Raw genomic sequence first — 24,995 nt, 5'->3', positions numbered from 1 at the left:
CTATCTAATATCTTTAAGAAGCAAATATTGTCTAAGGTTGTCCATAATAGGGTTACAAACAAGGTTATATAAATAATGACGAAAACAATGCCTTAATATAGCATTATTTGCGCCTTGTTAGTCTTTCCATGCAGTCTGGACGGGTTCAAAGCCCAAGACTTTATCAGCGAGCAATCGTGTCAAACGGCTGCTATTGTTACCAAGACCATTCAATCTAATCTCTGCCATAATCGCTTGTGTCGGCTTGTCTTTGACGTTTAGGTCATTATAGTAACGACGACCGTAAACGGCAAAACCAAAGCAGCAATCTTCATAATCGATGCCGATTAGCGAATCGAGCATTTTATCACGATTGTAATCGTATTGACCTTGAGCCAATACTCGCCAGCTGTTATTGATCGGGAACACAGCTGAAGCAGTAAAGGCAGACAGCGGCAATTGATTGGTGTTTTCATCGCGCTGACGCTTAACAAACCCAACGTTAAACAAACTATTATCCGATGGCTGATAACGTAGCTCTGTCGTAACATAGTTCAAGTCATAATCATCGGTTAGCGCACCGCTGACATCCACCCAAAAATTGTTGTAGGGTTGCGTACTGGTATCCCAAACCATTCCTGAAGAGGAAGAGCTAAAGACAGGTTGTTGATCTTCAAGGGTCACGCGACCATCATCGATATAAAACTGCTCAGCAATGCTACCATCAAAACGTGTCACACCCGTTGCATCGATGTAACGATAATTAATCCCAGGGGTAATAGAATGCAAATCCTGCAAGCGATCATGACCTAAAAACCAACTGTCTGAAAACAACTGCTCGTAGTTAATTGAGGCGATACGAGTGTTAAAGTTAGGGATGTCGTTTTGGTTTTTAAATGGCGAATAGGTGTATTTCAATCGTGGACTCAATAGGCGATAGCCACCCATGGTATCGTCAAAGGCACCGAAGGGTGAGCCTGCTTGGTAGAAGTGCAAACCTGCATCAATACTGGCTTGCGGTACAAATACCGATTGGCTACCATCTTCTTCACTAAGTTGGTTGTCCGCGAGGCTGTCTTCGTCATATGAGGTATACAGATGTTGTAGGCTCAGCTTGGGCTTAATATAACCCCATGATTTTTCCATCGGATAAACAGCGCTGATTTTGTTATAGACCCGCGCACCACTTTTTTCATTTTCAGAACCGTCATCGATAGATTTTTTGAAATAAGCAGAATCATGCACACCCGTGATATCAAAACGCTCTGCCCACGGTAATCGATAGTCAAGTTTGAGCTGCGGTAAGCGTGAATAAGGCTTGTCTTTGTCTTCTAACGGCTCACCATTATCGGTAAAAGCATTGAGCGTTTGGAAAGTCTCAACCTTCAGCTCACCGTTGACATAATCGTTGTAATAATTAAGTCGAGCGCGACGCGGCAAGTTTAAGGTGTTGTCTGATAAACCCAAAGTATCAAAGTCGTTAATATAATCTTCATCCGACACATAGCTGTATTTAGCATCACCACTTAAGCGCGGGATACTGGTAGATGACCAGTAATGATCATAAAAAAAGCTGGTGCGATCTTCGTCATCATATTCTTTGTCGTTTGGCAAATATGAACCGTTAAAAATCCCTTCGCCATAATTTTCGGTCAAGTAGCGAAACTCACCTGTGAGCATAGGATTGCGATCGCTATAGATGTGAGTATTGATCGTCGCATCATAATTGGGCGCTAAATTGAGATAGTAGGGGATATCAACCTCAAGCCCACTTTCACTACTAATGCTCGCATTCGGTAATAAGAACCCTGTACTGCGTCGGCTGTCTATGGGGAAGTTAAAATAAGGCAGATAAAACACCGGAACATCCGCAATACGGAAAGTCGTATTGTAAGCTTCACCGCGACCAGTCTCCGTGTCCAAATCAATACTTTTGGCATCGAACTGCCATTTGCGGTCAGTCGGTGGGCAAGTGCTGAACATGACCTGATCCAGCTCATATTGGCTGTCGTTAGGTCGATTAAGGCGCTTGGCATAGCCGTGTGCTTGGAGTTCTACGCTCGCAAACGCCACATCGTTAGCCGTTGATTGTCCAGTTTCAGTATTATAAGCCAGACTGTCTGCGACACCAATGAGACCACCTTTGGCTGCCTGTTCGGTGATACTGCCTGTACCTGTGTTTCTAGTGTTGGCACGGGTTACTTGATTGCCAGTTGCTTGATCGGTAAACATGACTTTACCTTGCGCAGCGGCAACACCACGACTCAAATCCAACAAGATACTATCAGCTTCAATATGCTGAGTGCCTTGTTCGACAATCACGTTACCAGATAGCTCCGCATAGTCGACATTGTCATAATAACCATAGTCGGATTCTGCAAATAAAGGCGCTCGATTATTAGCCACGCCATTCAGATTGGTCGCCGCCTGACCATTATCCATCGCTGCTTCATTGACGGCTCGTTGATAATTAGCATTCTGTTGTGGGTAGACCCATCGGCCTTCGCAGCGCTGGGCACTATCGATAACATTTGGTAGCAGCCGTAAGTTTTTGCCCACTTTGGCGATGGTTTGCGTTGCAGGTGATAGATTGTCCTGGATATTATCTGGTTCAGACTCTAAAGTGCTATCACTCGTATTTAGGGTTGATAAATCGGTATCAGGGGTCAGCTCATAAAATTCTGCCAAACGCAGCAAGCTGTTTTGAATACTCTCATCGCTGTCATCGATTGCATCGCTGTCATCAATCGGTTTCAGCGTATTGCTAGCGTTGTCAGCCACTCGCACATCGTTATTTTTGGAATTGGTGTTGTCGCCGATGGTCGTTAGGGGTTTTCTCTGTGCTTCTACGTCAGAGATAGCATCACTATTATCGTTGATTTCAGTGATGTCTAAATCGCTATTATCAAGTGTGCTACTAGCCATTAAAGCAGCGTTGCTAGCTTCGGGAGCAATATTTACAGTTTCTTCGTTTACTGCTTCATAAGCGCTATTCTGTGCATTGACGCGCGGGTAACTAATATCCTGATTGATGGTGTTAATATTGTCTTTGGTATTGGTATTGGTAGCTATGTCAGAGACATAACTGCTGACAGTATCGGTGGCTAATGGCGCAGTTGTCTGTGTGTCAGCCTTGGTGAGCGCTGCACTGACGGTCAAGCTCGATAAGCCTAAGGCACCGAATAAAACCAAACGGATGCTTTGGTAAAGCGGAGAATATAACAAGGGCACACCTATGATTGCAGAGCCTATTGGATTACGATATTTAGTTTAATAGCCATGTTTTAGCTATATTTAGCGGTTCATAAATGACTAAAAACTTAGTGGTTCATAAATGATTAAAAAATCAGGAGTTAATCATATAATCTCAAAAATTTGGCTGTTTTACATATAATGACGACTAATCATAGTCAAAAAAAACCAAATCAGCTACACTATTTACCAAAATTTATAACATTGCTAAGCTGTTTTTTGAAAATTGCTGGGCAACATTGATAAAACTATGTGTCAATACCTACATTACAACAGATACTGTCAATCAAGCTGTCACTATTTTAGCAAGGTTTTGCCTGACTTATCACTACTTTAATGATTTACGACTTATATTTAACCTGCGATGTACTCTATGACTGATACCATGCCTTTGAACGCCACCCTGAATGCCACTCTGAACGACAAGAATAACCGCCAACAGCAGCTAGAGAATTGGTTGCAGCAAGTGTTTGCTGACCAAAAATTTGTGCTTGATAGTTTGCCTGGTGATGCGAGCGCCCGCCAATATCACCGTATCCAATTGGCTGATAAGGATGACGCCACCGCGCGCTATATTGTCATGGATTCTGCTGACGAGCAAGACGCCTTGCAGCAGTTTATCAATGTTGCAAAGCTGATGGCGCCCGCCATCAATGTGCCAACGTTGATTGCGCAAGATGTAGCAAAGGGCTTTTTGGTATTGCAAGATTTTGGCACGATAGAATTTGCGCATTTGCTCGTCGATGCGACACCTGAGCAGATTAATGATCATTATCAATTGGCCATGCAGACCTTGGTAGCGCTACAGACTGTGCCAGTAGAGACTGCAAAAATTCAGTACCAATTGCCTGATTACGACGCCACGTTATTGAACCGCGAGATGGATTTATTTAGTGATTGGTTTATCCCCTATATCGATGTCGAGCTGAATCAGGATTTATGGAACACCCTAAAAGCGGCATTGATACAAGAGGTTTTACAGCAGCCAGCAGTGGTTGTGCATCGTGATTATCACAGTCGCAACCTGATGCAAGATCAAGCGGATCGCTCGCGCTTAGGCGTGATTGACTTCCAAGATGCGGTGATTGGCTCTTATACCTATGATTTGGTGTCATTGGTGCGTGACGCTTATGTTGAATGGCCAGAGCATCAAATATCTGGTTGGATTCGTGACTTTTGGCAGTTGCAACAACAGGCGGTGCTCACCACCGCCGATAGTGCTGAACAGCTTGAGAATGATATGAATGTGATGGGCGTACAGCGGCATCTCAAGGTACTAGGAATCTTTATCCGCTTGTCTGAGCGCGATGGTAAAGACCGTTATTTGGCTGATATCCCCAAAGTCATGCGCGATCTACTGCTTGAGTTGAATTGGCTTGCTGAGCATGGCAATGAGGCGATGAAGCAAGCGCTACAGCCATTTAATCAATGGCTTGCAGATCAGATATTACCTGCTTATCAAGATAAATTTTCCTCGTTATAGAGATGGACAATAACTTGCATCTATCTCTCTCATTATAAATTGAATAAGGAGCGTGCATGTCTACGATTACGCAAGCAATGATTTTGGCTGCTGGCAAGGGAACGCGCTTGCGTCCGTTAACACTTGAAACGCCTAAGCCCTTAGTAGAAGTGGGTGGACAGCCGCTGATTGTTTGGCATATTAAGGCGCTACAAGCAGCAGGCATTACCGATATTACGATTAATGCCTCGTGGCTTGCTGACAAGCTCATGGATACCTTGGGTGATGGTAGCGAGTACGGAGTTAAATTGCATTGGTCAGTAGAAGATGATGAGCCTTTAGAGACCGCAGGTGGTATTTTTCAAGCATTACAAACCGGTAAACTGCGAGATGAGCCATTTATTTTAGTCAACTCCGATGTCTGGACGACGTATGATTTTGCTCAGTTGCGGGACTATACACTAGGCGCTGATCAACGGGCGCATCTGTTATTGATTGACAATCCAGAGCATAATAATGGCGGTGATTTTGCGATCAATAATGGTCTGGCCAGTGAGCAACCGATTGGCGAGGCAGACAAATATACCTTTGCTGGTATCAGTGTAATGTCGCCTAGATTAGTGGATGGATTGGTATCAGGTCAGCCAGCTGCATTGGCGCCGCTGCTCAAGCAAGCGATGATAAAGTTTCAAATTACTGCGGAAGTCATCACTGACAATTGGATAGATGTAGGGACGCCTGAGCGCTTGGCGCAGGTAAATGAGTTTATTGAGAGCAACGGTAGCGACAATCACTTAGGCGCATAAACGTAATATCAAATAAAAACAGATTAATAAAAAAAGCAGCGTTGATTTCTCGACGCTGCTTTTTTATGCTATTAGCGATTGGCATCAAACGCCCATAGCCAATTTTATCAATTGGGCAATGGTAAAGACAACCAAGAACCCTGCTAGATATAAGCCAGCAAACCATGCCCATTGTGATTGTTTCTTACTAAGCTTTTTCATGAAAATCTCCTGATTGGCTTATGAGTTGTGGTCATCATGAATCAATAATGATAGCCAAGGTTTTTGGCTGATTGACGGTATGACCCTAATCAATACATAGGCTTGTGATCAGATTTGCCTTTAAAAGTATAGTATGCAAAAGCAGTATAACTTAAGATAATAGGCAGCATAATAACAGCACCAATTAACATAAAGGATAGCGACGTATCCGCAGCGGCTGCCTCATAAATCGTCATTTGATACGGTACGATATAAGGGAACATGGCAAAACAGACGCCGATGTAACCCATCAAAAATAGAGCAACCGTCAATAAGAAAGGACGATATTCACGCTCCGTTTTTAAGTCTTTACGCATGAGAAAAAATAATAGTAGGACGATAATAGGCATAGGTGCGAGATACAATAAACTCGGGAACTTAAACCATCCTTCGAGTGCATTGATATCTGAAAAATACATAAACCCTGTGACGATAATCATCGCCACGACTAAGGCAGAGAGCATCCAGCCAGAGACTTTGCGCGCCCAAATTTGTAAAGTATGCTCCGTTTTTATGATGAGCCAAGTAGAGCCAAGTAAAGCATAACCGATAATCATCGCAAAGCCACAAACGATAGCGAAAGGCGTAAACCAGTCAAAAGGTCCACCAGTATATAAGCGGTTGCTGGCTTCAAGACCTTGTACGAGTGCCCCAAGCATAATGCCTTGAGAGAAGGCTGCGACGACCGAACCGACAAAAAAGGAGGTGTCCCAAATATGACGACGTGACGAAGCTTTAAAGCGGAACTCAAACGCCATTCCGCGCATAATAAGACCAAAAAGCATGGCGGTTACTGGTAAATAAAGACCTGTCATAATAATACCGTAAGCGACTGGGAAAGCGGCAAACAAACCACCGCCGCCCAATACCAACCAAGTCTCATTACCATCCCAAAATGGCGCAATAGAGTTCATGATTCGGCTACGATTCTTATCGGAGCCTGCAAACGGGAACAAAATGCCACAGCCCAAATCAAACCCATCAAGTAACACATAGATAAATACAGATAGAGCGATAAGTCCGCCCCAAATGAGAGGTAAGTCTAATACATCACCGTAGTTAAACATTAGCGTAACCCTCCATCATCAACATCGTCCGCAGGAGTATCTAAATCTTCTTCAGTGTTTTTAGCAGTATTCTTATCGCCGCTTAATGCGCGACCTTGACTCTCTGTCACTGAATGCTCATAGAAGTTGTCATCAGCAGGGTTCTCATAAGGTTTGGGCCCTTGTGCAATCAAGCGCAAAATATAAAAACTACCAGCACCGAACACGAAGATATACAGGATGATGAAGCCAATCAGTGTCGTTGCTACTTGTTGAGCGGCAAGCGGTGACATGCTCTCAGCCGTGCGAATTACGCCATATACTGTCCATGGCTGACGCCCCGTTTCAGTCACAAACCAACCAGCCAATAGTGCGATAAAACCAAGCGGTGTCATCATCATCCACGCTCGGTGGAACCATAAGCTTTCGGGGTTAAACTGTTGTTTCTTGAAATACTTGTAGAGACTGAATAAACCGACCAATACCATCAGCATACCAATGCCAACCATGATACGGAATGCCCAAAAAACAACAATGACGGGTGGTTGATCTTCAGGTGCCCAATTTTTAAGGCCTTTTACTTCACCATCAAGCGAATGAGTAAGAATCAAACCAGTCACATAAGGGATTTTTACTTCGTACTTATTGGTTTGGTTTTCTTGGTCAGGAATCGCAAATAAGCGTAAAGCCGCACCGCGCTCATCCTCCCAAATACCTTCCATGGCGGCTACTTTGGCTGGTTGATGTTCAAGCGTGTTTAAGCCATGCTCATCGCCAATCAATACCTGTGCAGGCGCTACAAATATGGCCATAATCATTGCCATACCTAGCATTACCCGACCATGCCGACGGTGTTCTGTGTGTTTTTTAGATTGAATATAATAAGCACCGATACCACCAATGACAAAGGCAGTAGTCAAGAACGCGGCCGTCATCATATGAGCATAGCGGTAAGGAAAGGAAGGATTGAATATGATTTCGAGCCAATCAGTAGGATATAGTAGCCCGTCTGCACCCATCATAAAGCCTTGCGGCGTTTGCATAAAACTGTTGGCTGCCAAAATCCAAAAACCTGAAATCAGCGTACCGATGGCGACAATGGCAGTGGAAGCGAAATGCATGCGTTTGCTGACGCGTCCCCAACCAAATAGCATAATACCTAAGAAAGAGGCTTCTAAGAAAAACGCGGTCAATACTTCGTAGGCGAGTAGAGGGCCTAGAACATTGCCGGCTTTATCTGCGAACACCGCCCAGTTAGTACCGAACTGGTAAGACATCACCACACCTGACACCACGCCTAGACCAAACACCACGGCAAATATCTTTACCCAGTGCTTATAAACTTCAGCGTAAACAGGGTCGCCCGTTCTCAACCAACGGAACTCAAGAACTGCCAACCAGCTAGCAAGCCCGATAGAAAATGCGGGAAAGACAATATGGAACGAGATAACAAAAGCGAATTGGATGCGCGCCAGCATCAGCGCATCAAGCTGGTCAATCATAAACGTAGCGAACATAAATGGTCACCCTTATCTATTAGCTGAATAGCGCTGGCTTCCATACAACGCAAGTAACTGTCCGTAATTGACCATATAATTAAGGTGGCAACGATTGATTACGGGCAGTAGCTCAGTGTTCACTCGCAAGCAATATTTAAAATAAAATGCGGCTAAGATTATCACTGTTTAGCTGGGTTAAATAACTTACATCCTTATAAATTAGTATATTACTGTCATTTGCTATGGGTCTATTATGCGCTTCCCTAGATATACACGCAAGCTGCCCAAACACGCAGTTACATACCTAGTAGTCACCCAAATAGTATCAAATGTACCTAAAAAACTTGAATTGATAGCCATGAAGAACAATATATTGCCTAATTTATATCAGCAGCACATGGCTGTTACATATGATTTATAGATAGCTGATGGACAAATTTTTTGCTGCTTTGGCATATGGCGTATATTTACCTCATTCCTGTAATTGTGTATGCAAAATCTGTCGCAGAGTTAGTACGGTTTGTGGGTTTTCTTGGATGCTATGACCGCCATTAATGACGGTTTCAGAGGCGGCACCTTCGAGATGGGCACTGGTGTAGGGGACGATACCATCTGACAAGCGTTCGGTCAGTGCTTGGCTGATATCTTCATCGACAGTCACAGCGGCGACGAGCGGTTCACTGATTGACTCAGATTCAGATGCAGGGCCATTGCTTGCATTCTCGCTACTGTCCTCTTCTGATACTTCTTGGGATAAGTCAATTCTTGCACCACCGGGTTGCATTTGCGCCAAGCCGTTGGTGATATCGGCATCGTTATTAGCGATAATCGAATGATAAGTAATGCGATCATTGATGCTGATGTCTTTGGTTAGCTGAATAAAAGACGATTTATCGCTTAGCTGGCTAGCACCATTCTGCAAATACAGAGCACCTAAGGGGTTTTGCGCCAAGTCGCCCTGAATGGCGAGGGTGGCCACGTTATCGGTGACAGTCTTGACCAATCCCACAGGTAAATACACGATGCGCCTTAGCGCCCGAGTAAACCAGCGATCGGCATAGTCGGTGCCTTGAAAGGGTGAGGACAAGAAGATGGCAGTATCGACTTGTGGTAGGGTGTGTAGCTCAAAACGGTTACGCAGATCGTCGTTAGCAAAGGCTTTTTTCAGCATGTCATCGACTCGTCGTTTACTGCTGTTTTCGAGTAAATTTTCATCCTCTAAAGCGTCTAAGTTGTTGGCCAAATTGTCATCAGACAGCATCATGCGGGAGATGATACCACCCATGCTATGACTGATAATCACGCTGTTTTTGCTGGCGCGATTTTGTCCTTTAGGATCAGTCTGTTGATACGTACTATTGATTAATTCCTGAATTTGATAACGGTTCTCTAAAATAGGTAAGTTGGTCGGATAAAAAATCTGCCATACCTGATAGTTATCACGCAACTTATCATCATTAAAAATATCGTTGGTCAAATTTACCCATGTGGCGGGACTAGACGCCAAGCCATGCACCATGATGATTACCCGCTTGTCAGGATCGTAAGGCTCTAGCATAAACAGCTTAGGTAAGCTGGCCTGTTTTTGGCGGGTGATTAGGTTTAAGTAACCGACGCCATCGAGCTGGTTTTCTGCCAGCCATAGTCCATAGCCAGCAGAGAAGTTCGCTGCCAGTGGATAGTCATCACCCAAGATAGTGGCGCTCTCGCTGCGATAAGGGTTGTATAAATGAATATCGAGCTGATGACTGCTGAGCGTATCAAGGACGCTATCTCCCGTGGGCTTAATTAAGCCCGTCATCAATAAATGCCCTGTAGGATAGATGCGTGAGCTGGGCGCGCTATCATCTTTTTTTCCGTCAACGGTATCTTTATTGAGCTGCCCCGATAGTGATGAAACCAGCAGCTGTCGGACGGTCGTGGTATAGCGATCATCCAATGAAGCGACTAAGCTAATACCCAGTCCTGGACGTTTGCTGATTGAGTTAAGGCCTGAGAGACGCAGCTCATAAGTGGATACTAAGTCGGCGAGCGCTGAGGTTTGTTTTTGTGCGTTTTTTAGATAGTTACTTTCGTTGGGCATAAAGATATTGAGATTATAACGGTCTACTTGCACCTTCATCACTTCGATCTGGTCAGTAGGTTTACCGTTCAACGATGCTCGGTTTGCGATCGCTTCTCGTTTGCTCGTATCTTGAGAAGCCGTGCTCGTTGGTAGATAGTCCACTTTGGTCTTACCCATCAATTTATTTGTGCCATCTACCGATTGATATAGTTGGGTAATGACGTCATTGCTGGCTGCGTTATAAATATCTTGAGTTTGGATGTCAATATCACTTGGAATACGGTTTTTTGCCTGAGATTGACTTTTTACTTTATCTGCTCCTTCAAAGTCATGTGCCAAACTGTCATAAAACAGATAGGTATAGCTGGATTTGATGGCGTCAAACAGTCGACCTTGGTAGCTAGTCAAGCATTCGTCTGTGCTCTGCTGCTGACTCTCGGCCTCAGTATCACTCAGAGGCGCATTGGCATAATAAGGGTCAAGCGGCGGACGAGCTAGTGCATTTTGACACTCTTTGGAGTCGGCAAGCTGGCGAGCTCTGGCATAATGTAATTCTGAAAACACAGCCAGCGCTGGACGGTAATTTTCAGTGAGTATGCTATCAGTGAGCTGCATTAGGCACAAATCGAACTGCTGAAAACAGGCCTGTTCGTTAAGTCCTGCTGATAACAAGGCTGACGCTGTGTCAGTACTGAGCTCATTGTCTGTGACGATATTGCCACGCTGTGCAGAAATGGTCTTCGCTGATGCTTGCTTTTCAACCGATACGGTACTACAAGCTGGTAGTAGCGCCATTGCCGTTATGAGCCCTGATAGAATGACAGGTTTTATTTTTATAGTAGCGTGTGTGGCCGGATTACTGACAGAGCGAGTGAAGGTCATAGGTAATTCCAATAAATAATAGTCATGCCTATAGTCATCATAGGTCGTCAATATAATAAAACGAGTGTAGCGCAACTTTTTGGATTTCACTATTTTATTTGAAACTTCAGGTGTAATGGACAAAATTCATAGTCAAATCTTGTTTAATAATATTTAGAATAAAATGAGTGTGACGACAACGTATCAAATTTTAACCTGAATGGCTAAAGAGGTTATTTGAACAAGTAAAAGAAAAAGCAACAATGACTAGGGCGTGTCTTCATTTCAAAAATGGCGATAAAAATGAGATAAATTGCCGTCAAACAAGAAAAATAGCGCAGATAATATAGGGATATTAACCAGCTATTTGACGATGTTTGGCAAGGTTTAGCCCATTTAGATGAATATCGAGTGAATTGAAGACAGGCCCTAGCATTGAGCCAAAAAAAACCTTCTTTTTATATTGATATCAAACCAATACAAAAAGAAGGCGCTGTGTACTTTAGTTTTAAATCAGATATTAATAATTGAGATTAATAACTGGATTTATGCCCCTGGCTTTACGTCGATATCAGGCGCTGGTATGTCCCAAATATAAAACTTGCCATCTTCAACGAGCTTAATTTGTTGACGAATAACCGCGTTATTAGGGACTTGTTGCTCGAGACGACGCAAACGCTCTAAAGCATTATTACGGCGATCACTTAATAGATCTGACTGTGCCAAGCTCTGTTCCGCTTCGGTGTAGCCCAAAGAGACGGCTCGGTCTAGATATTTTTGACCTTCTTTGAAGCCACCGCCTTCTGATAGCATCATACCGTACAAGAAGTTGGCTTCACCACTATCTGATTTGATTTTGATGGCCCGGTCAACATATTTGCCACCACGTACCGTATAATCTGAGCCTAAGTCTAAATTACGTCCCATACCATTGAGTTTGGCCGCCCGAAGTAGCACGTCATAAGAAGCATTTGGCGATTGGGCATAAGGCTCAATCCATTCGGTTAATACTTTGATTTTTTCACGAGTATAGTGACGTTGTGAGCGATTAGGAAAGTTCGGTGGATAATGACGGGCGTTAGGAGAGACGTCTTCAATAAAGTCATCTAGCAAGCTAACGTCAAGCTTATCAGTACCTAAACCTTGCTGCTGTGGAACCAACACTGTCGGTACAAAGCTAACGCTTGAAAGTTGCACTTGCGGGGTTGGAATATTAGATAGCTGACCACCACGAAGGTCAATACCGGTTGCTGTCATTGGTCCACGCTCGTACACACGAGTCGTCCCTGTCAATTCCGGAGTTGCTACTGCTGGTGCCTGCGGTACTGCTGCTGACTGTGTAGCGTTTAATGGCGGCTGACTTTGCTGAGTGCCAGTTGGTAAAGCATTGTTTTGCTGGGTACTATTTGCCGTTGCCATATTTGCCGCTACGTCGGTTTGAGCCGTACTGGCAGCAGCATTTGCGTTTGGTTTAGCAAGACGAATGACGCGTCTGCTTGAATCCATGGCACTAGGGACAGCAGCGACTGTGCTAGCACTAGCTGTGCTGTCAGTTTCGGCCGCATTAACAGGGACAGACAACATCATGGCACAGGCAGCCGCTAAGGCGGTCAAGGTCGCAAACTTAGGCGCTTTGGTATATGAGTCGGTAGACAAGCTAGAGTGGTTGATGGCTTTCATAAAAGTCGTTACCTTGTGTATTAAGTCGTTATTTACAATCGATTGATAGTTGTTTTGTATTATCGAAGCTATTTTGTATTTTCTAAAATGTTTTGTATTATTGGCGCGCAATCTTGCAAATTTCTAATACCCTAGCAAATTAAGCTGAATGCTATCAGTAGTAGGATTGTTAAATTAAATAATTCAGTCAGCCCTATGAGAGGCGCTACTCACTATGCATTTACAGATGATAAGCCGTGGCTTTCATCCGATTTGCCATCCAACGCATGGTCTGACGCACGGGTGGTGATAAGGCCGCGCCGCCACTTGCTAGTGCCAGCTCGCGATGGTGCAATTCTTCAATATCCATTTGCGCCAGTATCTCTCTTGAGCGCTGATCATGGACGGGTAATTGCCCAATATGCTCTTGCAAATGCTCGCTGACTTGCGCCTCGGTTTCGGCGACAAACCCCAGACTAAACTCGTTAGAGATAGTGCCTGCTACTGCGCCAAGACCGAAAGACATGCCGTACCATAATGGGGTAAAAAGGCTGGCATGACTGCCTAATTCCTTTAAACGTGTCTCGCACCACACCAAATGATCGACTTCTTCTTCGGCTGAATGCTGCATGGCTTGTTTGACGCCATTGTCTTTGGCGGCAAAGGCTTGACCGTGATATAGACCTTGCGCACATACTTCGCCAGTATGATTGATGCGCATCAGTCCTGCCACGTGACGCGCCTCCGTAATGGTCAGCTCAGGAATATCGTCATTACTGACGGGCAATGGGCGGGTACTGGGGTTTGAGTGCGGAACAACCGCTCGCAATGCCTTGTCAACCCCAAGCAATAGCTGGTCAATTTTAGATAAGGGACGCAGGGCCATGATTCACTCCTGATGGCTTTATTTTTTATCAATAAAATACTTTTATTAAGGCTACTTGCTTTTTAAAACAGCAATATTCTGTTCATGCACATTACTATAGCAAACAATACAAATTATCGGCACCACTATTATCGGCTGCATGATTCAGCGAACACCAACTCTACTAATGCTCGTTAGATCTTCGAAGCATCTAATCTTGTCGGCTAAGCTCGTCATCATGAGTTTGGATGACCGCATGCTTTACGTGTTTGTTCAGCTTAATATATAAAAACGCACCAAAAGCAATGTTTAGCACACCAGTGACCAAGAATAACTGCGGTAGCGTCAATCCTAAGGTGTTGAGCACCATAATCGCAAAAATCGCTGAGCTGACCATAAAGATGGCATTAAAAATGTTGTTGGCACCAACGATACGTGCGCGGTGGCTTTTGGGCGCGTAAGCCTGCATAGACGCATATAAAGGGACAATATATAAGCCGCCACTAAACCCTAAGAAGAACAAATCGGCAAACACACGCCAACTGCCACTCACGCCAAACAAATCACCAATACCCAGTAACGTCTCAGTATTAACGTCAATGTTTAATCCTGACAAGGAAAAATACAAATCGATAGCAAAAATACTTAAACCAGCAATACCAAAAGGCAGTAAGCGTAAACTGACTTGGTTTTTGGTCAAGGTTTTACATAACAAAGACCCGATCGACACACCCACAGAAAATAACGTTAATAGGAAAATAACCACCGACTCATCGCCATGCAAAATGACTTTGCTGAATTCTGGTACTTGGGTCAAAAACGTCGCCCCATAAAACCAAAACCAGCTGTTGCCAAGAATGACAAAGAATAAGAAAGGCAGCGAGTATAAATAGCGTACCGTCGACCAGCTGGTGGTAAAAATATTCCAATTAATCTTGAGCGTCGGCTGCATGGCGGGCATCGTAGGAATATATCGGGCTGCTAGATAACCCAAAACAGCGACGACCAATACGGTGGCGCTAATCCAATAAAGGGATTGCGATAGCTGGGTCAAAACACCGGCGACAATCATACCAATGAGGATAGCCAGTGAGGTGCCCATCTGAAACAGACCATTGGCACCGACGAGCTCATCTTCCTTCATCGCTTGCGGTAAGTAAGCGTATTTAATCGGGCCAAAAAAAGTTGAATGCGTGCCCATCAAAAACAACGCCACAAATAATAAGCCGTACCACTCAAAAACAAAGCCTACAGCAGCAATCGCCATAATGACCAGCTCAAGCATTTTAATAAAGCGCGTGAGCTTTGACTTTTCAAACTTATCAGCGATTTGTCCCGCCAATGCCGAAAATAGAAAGTAGGGCAGTATAAATAGCATTGCCGCTAAGTTGTTTAAAATACTAACTTCCATGCCCAACTGACTGGCAGCAGTATAAGTCAGTACTAATATGAGTGCTTGTTTAAAAATATTGTCATTGAACGCCCCCAAAAACTGGGTAAAAAACATGGCGCTAAAACGGCGGCGCTTAAATAACTGAAACTGATTGGCCATGAAGATTCCTACAGATGGATCGCGGCTAATAGATGAAAAATAAGGGCTGCGCGCAGCTTTTGAGGTATAAGCAATTATCAATATTATCAAAAACTTATCGAAATATAGCATAGGTTTTATCAATATTAAGCCGTATAATAGCAAGGCTTTGATAAAAATACATGCGCCCGATGCTATGATTTCATAATTAACTAAGTTATGATTTGTAAATTTTACATGGTTGTCTTTTGAAGGGTTACCTTGTGAAGGCATCAATCAGGTGAAGGTATCAATGAGACTCAAGACTCGGTATCACTTAAAACGACCTATTTTATGCTAGCAAGTTTAGATGATATACGTTCAGCGCTAAAACTTAGCAATAAAAAAGTACGGGTAGTCCATAGAGCATCTCAGCTAACTGTTATAAGTTTATTCACCGGTAATACCTGATGACTCTATCGTCAGTGACTTGTGCCGCGTGAGGTGATAGGAAATAAGTATACATGGAACATCAGCCTTCAACTCTAGCGCGCCACTTGTCAGTTACGCAGTGTAATGCGTTAACCAGTCATGATGGTCACAACATCAAACCCCCTAAATATGCTGCGATTGATGATTTGCAGCCGGCGTTGTCGCGTACTTATTTTACACGCTCAGCGCTTTTTAGTGCACTAGCGACCAGTTTGGTGGGCTTTGGCATCGCGCCTATGGCATTGGCTGAGACCACAACAGGTATCGATACTAGCAGTCAAATCATTGATAGTCAGAACGCTGGTTCTCAGAATGATGACACGCAAAATACAGCCAGCCGGTCAACCGCCAGCACTGCGACACTAGCCCAACCACCAACACCCTCACAGCCCCCAAACCCTCGCGAGCCATCTTCTACTGAAGACACTCAGCTCGATATCGCATTGGATGCCTTGCGACTAAAAAGAGCCGTGGAACAAGGCATCATTGATAAGTCGGTATTAGATGATTATAGAGAGCAAAACCTAAGTAATAAGCAGCCTAATAGTAAAGAGACAGACGCGCAAAATTCACTATCTAAGCAAGCATCTGCAAATCAGCAAGATGTCGATGATAATGTCGACAATGCCAATGCCAATGCCAATGACAATGATTTGGATAATGAGCTTTATGATGTAGACGACTTGAGTGACGCGCAGGCGAACGTTGCTAATAAGGATTTGTTGCAGCAAGCTGAGACAGTGCAGCAGCAAGGCTATCAGATGATGATGCCTGAGGAAATTGATCGCGAGCTGGCAGCGCTAGATAGGCAAAATGCGCAAGACATTGACAGCATCAATAATGGTAGCGTCGCTAATAGCGCTGATATTAATGGCATGAATAGCATTAGCAATAACGACAGTGGCTTTGATGCGCCTATCGCGACGTTAAACGATACCAACCCGCCTATCGGTTTAGATGTGAGTCTCGACGCCACCAACTTGCCAGCACCTAGCAACCTTGATACGTTAGGGAAAAATGAGACGGCGGCTGAACAGGCTAAGACCGCTGAAATCATGGCACGACCCATTAACGTAAGCGATGCTGTCAGTAGTGGAAGCGCTGATGACGATAATATTATTATCGACGACCAGATGTCAGTCAGTGCAGATAATGTGATAGGAGAGGAAGGTGAACAATCAGATATCATCAATCCAGACGATTATTTGCCAGATTATCAGTCCGAAACCCAAGCCGTCAATCAAAGTATCCTGCAGGCCAAAAAGCCTAAAGCGCTGTCTCGCAAAAAAACCAATATCGTTAAGCGGCTCTACAATCGGTTTTTTAATGATGGTGCTCTAGCGCTACCACATGTAGAGACAACGGTTTACTTGCAGCAAGTCGCTGCTGACGATGCGACTAACGCTCAACCAAAAGTTATCGAAGCAGACGAAGACACGCAACCGATTAAGAATATTAAGGCGGCGCTTGATGACACGACCGTCCAATCTGTCGTTGACTTTACGGCAGCTTTACCTCGTCTGCGTCAAACGGCATTAGATGCCGCAAAAGCCGTTGGTTATTACGATGTGACCTTACGTCTGCGCCAACCCAATAGCGACATCATTGAGGTAGTTATTGAGGATTTAGGCGAGCCGGTCACTGTGGACAGTCGTATTGTCGAGATTCGTGGCGAAGGTAGCGCGCAAGAAGAATATCAAGCGTTAGAAAAAGAGCTGCCACCGCAAGAAGGCGATGTATTTAACCATCGCGTCTATAAAAACAGTAAAGCAGCGCTTGAGTCACTCAGCAATACTTATGGCTATTTCGACCAATATTGGTTGAATAAATCAGTCGATATTATTTTGCCAGACAACACCGCTGATATATCGCTGGTTTATAACACGGGCGACCGTTATGAATACGATGATGTGGTGTTTTTTACTTATGATGCAGCGACCAATACTCTGACCCGCGACCCTGATAAGCTACCTGTCGAATTGTCTTTATTGCAGCAGTTGTTTGATTTTAAACCCGGTGATCCGTTCTATCGCCCCGATATTACCAAATTTAGTAACGATTTATCGGCGACGCGTTATTTCAACACTGTGAATGTCGAATCCATTTTGCCGCCCAATGAAAGCAGCGAAAACAGTACTTTAGCTTTTGATAATGCACCCGCCAATGCCATTGGCAATACTCTTGACAACGATGTTGATGGTGAGGTCAATGCTGCAGAAATTATCGATGGCGTAGCGGCAGCAAATAATGGGGCAGAGAGTAGTAATACGAATGGTACTGTTCAAAATGGCACTGTCCAAAACAGTGATGAGGCAAATGGTAGTGAAGGCACCAACACTGCCAACAGTGGAGAAACGGTCAATCCGGCTGATATCGCTGCCATTGAGTTTGAGGCAGACGAGCAAACACTGGAAAAACTTCAAGCCATTAAACAAAAAGCCAATCGTTTAAGTCGCCTACCAGATGATCGGGTATTAGACGAAAAAGACCAAGAGACAGACACGATTTTAGGTAAAATCAGTGACTCTATTAGCAACGTGGCACAAAAAATATTTCCGGATGAAAAAAGCATTCTTGCGGATGAAAACTTTGTACCACCAACGCTGGCAGGACGTAAAACGCCGCAACAAGTACGAGAAAGTAAAAAAGTCCCACTATATGTCTTTGTCTCTGCCAGTAAGCCACGCGATGCCCAAGTAGGTATTGGTTATGGTACCGATACTGGCGTACGTGCCACGGCGAAGATAGATTACAATCTACTCAATCGTCAAGGCTATCAGGCAGGGGCAGAAACAGAAGTCTCTAGAATTACTAAGAATGTTTCGGTCTATGCCAGCCGACCGTGGAAGCATCCGCTTAATGACAAGTTAGATGCTCGCCTGACTTATGAAGAGGAAGTCATCGATCAAGGCGAAGGCAACTTTGATCTGTCTACCCGAACGCTAAAAGCGGCATTGGCACGTAATATTCGCCGTGACAGTGGCTGGAATCGTAGCTACTCTGTGCGTTACCGTTTAGATGAGTTAGAGACGGGGGTAGATGAGGCCAACTTAGAAGATCTGCCCATACGTTTTACGTCTTCTAGCCCGCAGCAACAAGCGCTTTTATTGGGCTATGGTATCAATAAAACGGACGTGGATAGTGCAACCAATCCAACTCGTGGTATCCGTCAGTACTACTCTATTGAAGCAGGAACTGAAAAGGCATTAAGCGATACGGATTTGGCGATTGTGCGTGCGGGTGTCAGCGGTATATATAGTTTTGGTAATGATAATAAACACCAAGTTCTTGGTAGCCTCAATACCGGCTACATTTGGGCCGATGACTTTTATGACGTGCCCTACAAGTTGCGCTTCTTCGCGGGTGGCGACCAAAGTATTCGCGGTTACGATTATGAAAGCTTATCGCCAATTGACAAAGGCTATCTGACGGGTGGACAAATCCTCACCGTTGGTAGTGCCGAATATAACTATGAATTTAGACCTGGCTTCCGCGGTGCGTTGTTTACCGATGTGGGTAACGCCTATGACAAAGACTTCGAGACTGAAACCAAAGTCGGCGTCGGCGTTGGTATTCGCTGGGCATCACCAGTCGGTGTGGTGCGGGTTGATGTCGCTGCTGGTGTGACAGAAGAGAGTATTCCGGTTCGATTGCACTTCTTTATCGGATCGCCTTTATAAGAGCCTCGTCAATCGTTTTTTAGCGATTGTTGACAATCATTTTTTAACGTAGTTGAGTGTGATGTTGACCGAAAATACCCCGCCTAATGATTCATCGGATGAAGATCCGGCGCAACGAGATGCCCGTGCTGTAAGACGTTGGTATCCGCTGTCTTTTTTGCTCAAACTACTGGTGCTCATACTAATTGTGCTAGCAATTATGTTCGCCGTATTTTTTTATGCGGCTGGTACTGAATCAGGTACCAAGTTCTTATTAGAAAAGATCAGTGCCGAGACGGGTATTAAATTCAAATATGGGCGCGGTAATTTACGTGATGGTTTGTTGGTCACGGATATCGATATCGAGGCGACCGAAGACCTTGAAGTACGGGTAGATAAAGCCTATGTCAAAATAGGCTGGCGTGCAGTATTTGCAAAAGAAGTCCATCTACGGGATGCAGACATTCAACGTATTGAGATTATCAATAAAAAACCACCAACGGGTGAGGCTTTCGATTATAAAACGCTCAAGCTACCGGTGAACCTGCGTTTTGATCAAGCAAAAATAAAAACGATTGTCTATAAGCAAGTGACGAAAGACCCTATCATCGTCCATGACATCAGAGCTCGTGACTTGACATGGGTTGGCAGCATGGTCACGGTAGGTCGTGGTGACTTACGCTATGCGGACATTGTCAAAGTCAGTGCTTTACAAGGCGAGATTGATCTTCAAGGTGACTATCCGTTAGATTTGAGTGCTATTGCTGAAGTGAGTGCTTTAGACAAAGCCTATATCGATCCGCTAAATATCACTGCCAAAGGCAGTTTAAAGCGTACTGTCGGCAAAGTGCGTAGTCGCTATAATGATAGCGATGTCAGCGGTGATTTTGTCGTACAGGCATTGGACAAGGATTTGCCACTTCAAGCAAAACTGCAATGGGATGATATTTTGATTCCTTATGCTGAAAGCCAAAATATTCGTTTAAAAAGCGGCACGGCCACTGCCTCAGGTGTCATCTCTGAAATACGTCTGCGTATTAATACCGAACTGACTGCCAAAGATATCCCTTCAGGGCATTATCAAGGGCGGGCAGTGATTGCCAATAGCCAACTGCGCATTGATCGTTTGGATGCTCAGGTTCCAGCTGGAAACTTAATACTACAAGGTATTTTAGATTGGAAAAATAGCTTCGATGCAAAAGTACGAGTGACGGGTAGCAATTTCGATATTCGCCGTGTCATTCCTGACGACTATGCTGACTTCAAAGCCTATGCCCCGCAAAAACTAAACGGTCGACTATCGCTACATTATCAACAAAAGAACAGCGCGGGTAACTTAGAAGTTGACGCAGATTTCCGTCAGCGTGATGGCGAACATATTAATGCCAATATTACCCAAGGTAAGACCTCTGCGAAGATCAAACAGGCAGCGCCTTTATATATCGATGCCACTTGGCAAAATCTGACCCGTCGTAACGTCCCTAACATCGGTAATATCGATAGCCCAAGCGGTCAAGCGGACGTCATCGTGCGCGGTTCGACCCTCTCTATCGATGCCAATGCGGTGATCAATGAGCTGAATGCCGCTCCCAAAGGCAACTACGATGTACGTGTCCGAAAAGTGGGTAATGTCATTGATATTAATCGCCTTAATTATGATGGCATCGTCGGTGACCTATCGGGTACAGGGCAGATCCAACTGGCGAGCAAGCAGCGCCCATTGACGTGGCAAATTGATGCCCGTACCAATGGCTTACTGCCCAAAGAGTATCGTAGTGATTTACCGCTTGAGCGTCTAACGGGCAGCATTAGTGCCAGTGGTCGCTTAGTGAATATCACCAAAAGCGGGGTCAAGGGTCAGCGTCATATTATTAATTTAAACAATACCGATTTGCAGGCGCAGCTTGATGCCACGCAAGACGGCCGTGCTATCGGTATCACTGGTGGCGGTGACGCCAAAGTCGATATCGTTGGTGGCGAGCTATCTATGTTCGATGCGCGTTTTGATGGGCAGGTCGATACTGCGGATGTGCCAAAGGGTCGTCTGTCTATCGATGCGGCAGGCACGCCAAGGCTGATCAGTATTCGCAAGCTCAATTACAAGGGTGAGGCTGGCGCAGTGAATGCAAAAGGTGTCATCGATTTGCGTAAAAATATTGGTTGGACAATTGATGGTCGCTTTGATAACTTCAATTTGGGTTATTTTTTACCCAATAATCCTGCCATTATTACTGGTGATCTAAAAACCAATGGCGAGTGGCAAACGGTATCCAAGAACAACGCGAATGCCAAAGGTAAATTGAATAGCTTTGCAGTAAATTTTAACGGTGTATTAGATGCCGAACAATTACCAGCAGGCAAACTCACCATTGATGCCAGTGGCGATGCTCAACTTATCCGTATCAAACGCTTCCGTCATGTCGGCGCTGCAGGTAGTATCGATGCTAGCGGCACTGTCGATGTACGTAAAGGTATCGCTTGGGATATCAAGGCGGTAATGAATCGCTTTAATTTGGGTTATTTCCTCAAAAGTACGCCAAGCGCTATCACTGGTACTATAGATACCGACGGTCGCTGGAGTGACACCCAGCAAACCATTAATATCAAACAAATCAACTTGACTGGCATGTTAAAAGGTCAGCCGCTTAGTGCAAAAGGCAGCTTAGCCGCGAAAATGCGTCTGCCAAAAGACTTGGCGAGCTACTTTAAGCGTCTGCAAACGCAAGATGCACAAGCACAATATAAGCAAGTGAACGCCTTAATCGACAGTTTGAATGCCAATAACCTCGTTTTACGTTGGGGCGATAATTATATAACTGCTAATGGCAATGCCAAGCAATTACAAACCAAGATTAATATCACCAGTCTCGATCAGCTGTCCAATAAGCTGACTGGTAAAGTGACCGGCGGTGCGACCTTATCGCAGCCTGCGGGACAAGCCTTGCCCACTATTTATATTGATTTAGTCGGTGAGCGTATTGCGCTCCCAGGTTTTATATTGCGTCAAGGTCGTATTCGCGGCAAAATCGTCAACTTAGCAAATAGCCCAAGTCAGCTGATTGTCAGCGCTGAAGGCTTAGACGCTGCGGGACAAAGTTTTAAAAGCGTTAGTGCGTCTTTCAATGGTACTGAAAAGTCGCACGTGGTCGATCTAAACGTCGCGAATGAGCAACTTGATATTGCGGCAAGACTCAAAGGTGGCTTTAATCGCGACACACTCAGTTGGTCTGGGGTGATTGGTAAAGGTCGCGTCAAGTCTAGATATGCCACGTTGAACCAGTTACAGCCAGCGCAATTAATCGTCAATTTGCCCAACAATCAGAACGGCAATAGCCGTGAGCTTAAAGTGCAACTTGCCGCACACTGTTGGCAGGCGGCAGATCAAACTGGCAAGCTGTGTTTGCGTGAAAAATTAATCGCTTCGCCATCTGGTGGTCAGGTTGACGTAGTGCTACAAAAGCTAGATACCTCGCTATTTTCAGTATTTCTACCTAAAGATATTGATTGGCATGGTCAGATCAATGGGAAAGCAGTTGTCGGTTGGCAACGTGGTCGTCCACCGACTATCAATACCACTTTATATTCTGACAATGGCAAAATCGGCTTGCTACAAGACGGTGATAGCGTTCCTATAAGTTTGTCATATAAGCGTGTATCACTGATTGCCTTGTCAGTACCTGAGGGTCTCAAACTGCGTACGGACATCAATACTGGTCACGGGGCACGTGGTTATGCGGAAGTTATTGTCGATCCTTATAAAAATCCTAAACCCATCTCGGGCGCATTGGTGCTCAATGAGCTCAATCTAGCGATTTTCAAACCTTTCTTCCCCGGTATGCGCGTACTCGAAGGGAATATAACCATGGCGGGTGGTGTGGGTGGCACATTGGATAAGCCACAGTTCTATGGTGATGTTAAATTGGCTAATGGTCGTATCGCGATGCTCGACCTGCCTGTCAATTTAAGAAAAGTTAATGTCGATGCTAAAATTCGTGGCACGCAAGCGACTGTTGATGGAACCTTTAATAGTGGTACGGGCAGCGGCACGCTAACCGGAACGGTAAACTGGCAGCAAAAACTACAAGCCAAACTGAGTATCGCTGGTGAGCGTCTAGTACTGACCCAGCCGCCATTGCTATTGGCTGAGATTAATCCTGATATCGATATCATCGTGCGTCCAGGCGACCGTTACGTCAACATTACAGGTGCTATCAGTGTGCCGTCGGCGACCATTCGTCCGCCAGAAGCCAGTGAAGACATCATTACGCAAACTGAAGATGTGGTCGTCCTTGATCGTCGTCTTATTGGTAATATCGACGAAGTTTTAGCTATCTCAAAACCTTGGTCGATCAATGCCGATATTGGCGTAGATTTAGGGGATGACATTAATTTCCGTGGATTTGGTGCCGTTATTCCTTTGGCAGGTGCTATCAATATCACTCAAAACGGCACGGGCATTATGCGCGCCACAGGGGTAGTACAGGTATCACGTCGTACCAATATCAATGCCTTTGGTCAGAGTTTAGAGCTTAACTATGGTCAGGTACGCTTCAATGGTGATGTCATGAAGCCTAACTTGAGTATTGAGGCCGCCAAAACCATTAGTGGAAAAACAGTTGGTGTGCGCGTTAAAGGCAGTACTGAAAGTCCAAATATTATTGTCTTTAACAATGCTGGTCTTACTCAGCAGCAAGCAATGAATGCCTTGGTAACGGGTCGTATCGATAATAAGAGCGCCACACAAATCAGTGAGCAAGGCTTCAAGTCACAAGTGACTAATAATCTAGCCGCTGCTGGCCTGAGCTTTGGGCTGAGTGGTACACGCAACTTGACCAACCAAATTGGTCAAGCCTTTGGTCTACAAAGCCTGACCGTTGATGCTTCTGGCGGTAGTGAAGATACCAACGTCAATGTCACCGGTTACGTGACTCCTGACTTATATATTCGCTACGGGGTGGGTGTCTTTAATGCGCAGAATAGCTTATCTGTCCGTTACCAATTGACCCGTCGCATTTACGTCGAGGCAACGTCAGCGGCAGAGAACGCAGTTGATGTGGTCTATAGTTGGCAGTTTTAGGTAACACTGTCATCCGTTGCTTATTCATCAATGAATTGCAATAGTGGCTCGATAGCACTTACCATGTTCTACCTAATAAAACGCTATCCAATAAAAAACGCCTTCATCGAAAGGCGTTTTTTATTGAGGTGTAATTTTAACTATTTGGTCAAAATTAAGCGATTGTTGCGGGTTAAGCGTAAGCGATATTCCTCACCTTCGTGCTCAATACGTACTTCTTTGGTCAAGGCAAACAGATGCTGTGACTGTAAAGTTGGTAGACGATTTTCGCGGCAGTTCAAGTAACGAGAGATAACCATGCTCATAGTAAATTCCTTTTGATAAAACAGTTGAGTAGTCGACATCAGAGAGTAATAATTATTAACGATAATAATTATCATTTAGATTTAGTTTTTTTGCAAGGTAATTGATAAAATAAAATGCAGTTATTATGTAAACTTATATGAAGCAGTGGTGATAAAGCCCATCTCAAACACATTTTCAACAGTCTTGTCGACGTTTTGATGCCATAGCTGACTACCAT

General features: G+C 44.6%; 13 protein-coding genes. 4 read left to right on the top strand and 9 right to left on the bottom strand.

All coding sequences use genetic code 11. From position 1 onward, the window contains the following. Positions 1 to 117: 117 nt before the first annotated feature. Positions 118 to 3,204, bottom strand: a complete 3,087-nt coding sequence (locus RH96_RS09265; protein ID WP_010200196.1) for an LPS assembly protein LptD — start codon at positions 3,202 to 3,204, stop codon at positions 118 to 120. 400 nt (positions 3,205 to 3,604) lie between these two features. Between RH96_RS09265 and RH96_RS09260 the strand changes: the two genes are divergently transcribed. Both RH96_RS09260 and murU read left to right on the top strand, forming a co-directional pair. Continuing rightward, positions 3,605 to 4,714, top strand: a complete 1,110-nt coding sequence (locus RH96_RS09260) for an aminoglycoside phosphotransferase family protein (RefSeq protein ID WP_010200195.1) — start codon at positions 3,605 to 3,607, stop codon at positions 4,712 to 4,714. Positions 4,715 to 4,770: 56 nt separating this feature from the next. Then, positions 4,771 to 5,499: an N-acetylmuramate alpha-1-phosphate uridylyltransferase MurU gene (gene murU / locus RH96_RS09255; RefSeq protein ID WP_010200193.1), complete on the top strand. Its 729-nt coding sequence runs from the start codon at positions 4,771 to 4,773 to the stop codon at positions 5,497 to 5,499. 84 nt (positions 5,500 to 5,583) lie between these two features. On the opposite strand, the gene RH96_RS14985 is transcribed toward murU, so the two are convergent. The 7 genes from RH96_RS14985 to RH96_RS09225 all read right to left on the bottom strand — a co-directional run bounded on the left by RH96_RS14985 (position 5,584) and on the right by RH96_RS09225 (position 15,286). Then, on the bottom strand, positions 5,584 to 5,700 hold the full coding sequence (locus RH96_RS14985) for a DUF2474 domain-containing protein (protein ID WP_141629728.1): 117 nt from the start codon (positions 5,698 to 5,700) through the stop codon (positions 5,584 to 5,586). An 89-nt stretch (positions 5,701 to 5,789) separates the two neighbouring features. Continuing rightward, positions 5,790 to 6,806 (bottom strand): cytochrome d ubiquinol oxidase subunit II, encoded by a 1,017-nt coding sequence (gene cydB, locus RH96_RS09250; RefSeq protein ID WP_010200190.1) that lies wholly within the window; start codon positions 6,804 to 6,806, stop codon positions 5,790 to 5,792. Next, positions 6,806 to 8,302 carry a cytochrome ubiquinol oxidase subunit I gene (locus tag RH96_RS09245; RefSeq protein ID WP_010200188.1) on the bottom strand — a complete coding sequence of 499 codons (1,497 nt, stop codon included), beginning with the start codon at positions 8,300 to 8,302 and terminating at the stop codon, positions 6,806 to 6,808. Before RH96_RS09245 ends, cydB begins: the two co-directional genes overlap by 1 nt. A gap of 454 nt (positions 8,303 to 8,756) precedes the next feature. Beyond that, positions 8,757 to 11,231 carry an esterase/lipase family protein gene (locus RH96_RS09240; RefSeq protein ID WP_010200186.1) on the bottom strand — a complete coding sequence of 825 codons (2,475 nt, stop codon included), beginning with the start codon at positions 11,229 to 11,231 and terminating at the stop codon, positions 8,757 to 8,759. A gap of 525 nt (positions 11,232 to 11,756) precedes the next feature. After that, positions 11,757 to 12,890 (bottom strand): hypothetical protein, encoded by a 1,134-nt coding sequence (locus RH96_RS09235; protein ID WP_010200184.1) that lies wholly within the window; start codon positions 12,888 to 12,890, stop codon positions 11,757 to 11,759. Positions 12,891 to 13,110: 220 nt separating this feature from the next. Continuing rightward, positions 13,111 to 13,749, bottom strand: coding sequence for a 2-polyprenyl-3-methyl-6-methoxy-1,4-benzoquinone monooxygenase (gene coq7 / locus RH96_RS09230; RefSeq protein ID WP_026037258.1), 639 nt, complete (start codon positions 13,747 to 13,749; stop codon positions 13,111 to 13,113). A gap of 196 nt (positions 13,750 to 13,945) precedes the next feature. After that, on the bottom strand, positions 13,946 to 15,286 hold the full coding sequence (locus RH96_RS09225; RefSeq protein WP_026037257.1) for an MFS transporter: 1,341 nt from the start codon (positions 15,284 to 15,286) through the stop codon (positions 13,946 to 13,948). A 482-nt stretch (positions 15,287 to 15,768) separates the two neighbouring features. On the opposite strand from RH96_RS09225, the gene RH96_RS09220 reads away from it, so the two are divergent. After that, positions 15,769 to 19,416: an autotransporter assembly complex protein TamA gene (locus tag RH96_RS09220; protein WP_010200179.1), complete on the top strand. Its 3,648-nt coding sequence runs from the start codon at positions 15,769 to 15,771 to the stop codon at positions 19,414 to 19,416. 61 nt (positions 19,417 to 19,477) lie between these two features. Then, positions 19,478 to 24,472 carry a translocation/assembly module TamB domain-containing protein gene (locus RH96_RS09215; RefSeq protein WP_010200176.1) on the top strand — a complete coding sequence of 1,665 codons (4,995 nt, stop codon included), beginning with the start codon at positions 19,478 to 19,480 and terminating at the stop codon, positions 24,470 to 24,472. A gap of 140 nt (positions 24,473 to 24,612) precedes the next feature. Here RH96_RS09215 and hemP read toward each other — a convergent pair whose 3' ends face one another. Further along, positions 24,613 to 24,771 (bottom strand): hemin uptake protein HemP, encoded by a 159-nt coding sequence (gene hemP, locus RH96_RS14780; RefSeq protein ID WP_227672156.1) that lies wholly within the window; start codon positions 24,769 to 24,771, stop codon positions 24,613 to 24,615. Positions 24,772 to 24,995: the final 224 nt, after the last annotated feature.

Origin of the sequence: Psychrobacter sp. PAMC 21119, from assembly GCF_000247495.1 — a bacterium.
Taxonomy (GTDB): Bacteria; Pseudomonadota; Gammaproteobacteria; order Pseudomonadales; family Moraxellaceae; genus Psychrobacter; species Psychrobacter glaciei.
This window is presented reverse-complemented; position numbering and strand designations above follow the sequence as displayed.

What these genes read in the sequence shown, in the direction of transcription:
- hemP (WP_227672156.1), bottom strand. Translation starts at nt 24,771, where the DNA reads ATGGTTATCTCTCGTTACTTGAACTGCCGCGAAAATCGTCTACCAACT.
- RH96_RS14985 (WP_141629728.1), bottom strand. Translation starts at nt 5,700, where the DNA reads ATGAAAAAGCTTAGTAAGAAACAATCACAATGGGCATGGTTTGCTGGC.
- RH96_RS09260 (WP_010200195.1), top strand. Translation starts at nt 3,605, where the DNA reads ATGACTGATACCATGCCTTTGAACGCCACCCTGAATGCCACTCTGAAC.
- RH96_RS09225 (WP_026037257.1), bottom strand. Translation starts at nt 15,286, where the DNA reads ATGGCCAATCAGTTTCAGTTATTTAAGCGCCGCCGTTTTAGCGCCATG.
- RH96_RS09235 (WP_010200184.1), bottom strand. Translation starts at nt 12,890, where the DNA reads ATGAAAGCCATCAACCACTCTAGCTTGTCTACCGACTCATATACCAAA.
- RH96_RS09220 (WP_010200179.1), top strand. Translation starts at nt 15,769, where the DNA reads ATGGAACATCAGCCTTCAACTCTAGCGCGCCACTTGTCAGTTACGCAG.
- murU (WP_010200193.1), top strand. Translation starts at nt 4,771, where the DNA reads ATGTCTACGATTACGCAAGCAATGATTTTGGCTGCTGGCAAGGGAACG.
- RH96_RS09215 (WP_010200176.1), top strand. Translation starts at nt 19,478, where the DNA reads ATGTTGACCGAAAATACCCCGCCTAATGATTCATCGGATGAAGATCCG.
- cydB (WP_010200190.1), bottom strand. Translation starts at nt 6,806, where the DNA reads ATGTTTAACTACGGTGATGTATTAGACTTACCTCTCATTTGGGGCGGA.
- RH96_RS09245 (WP_010200188.1), bottom strand. Translation starts at nt 8,302, where the DNA reads ATGTTCGCTACGTTTATGATTGACCAGCTTGATGCGCTGATGCTGGCG.
- RH96_RS09240 (WP_010200186.1), bottom strand. Translation starts at nt 11,231, where the DNA reads ATGACCTTCACTCGCTCTGTCAGTAATCCGGCCACACACGCTACTATA.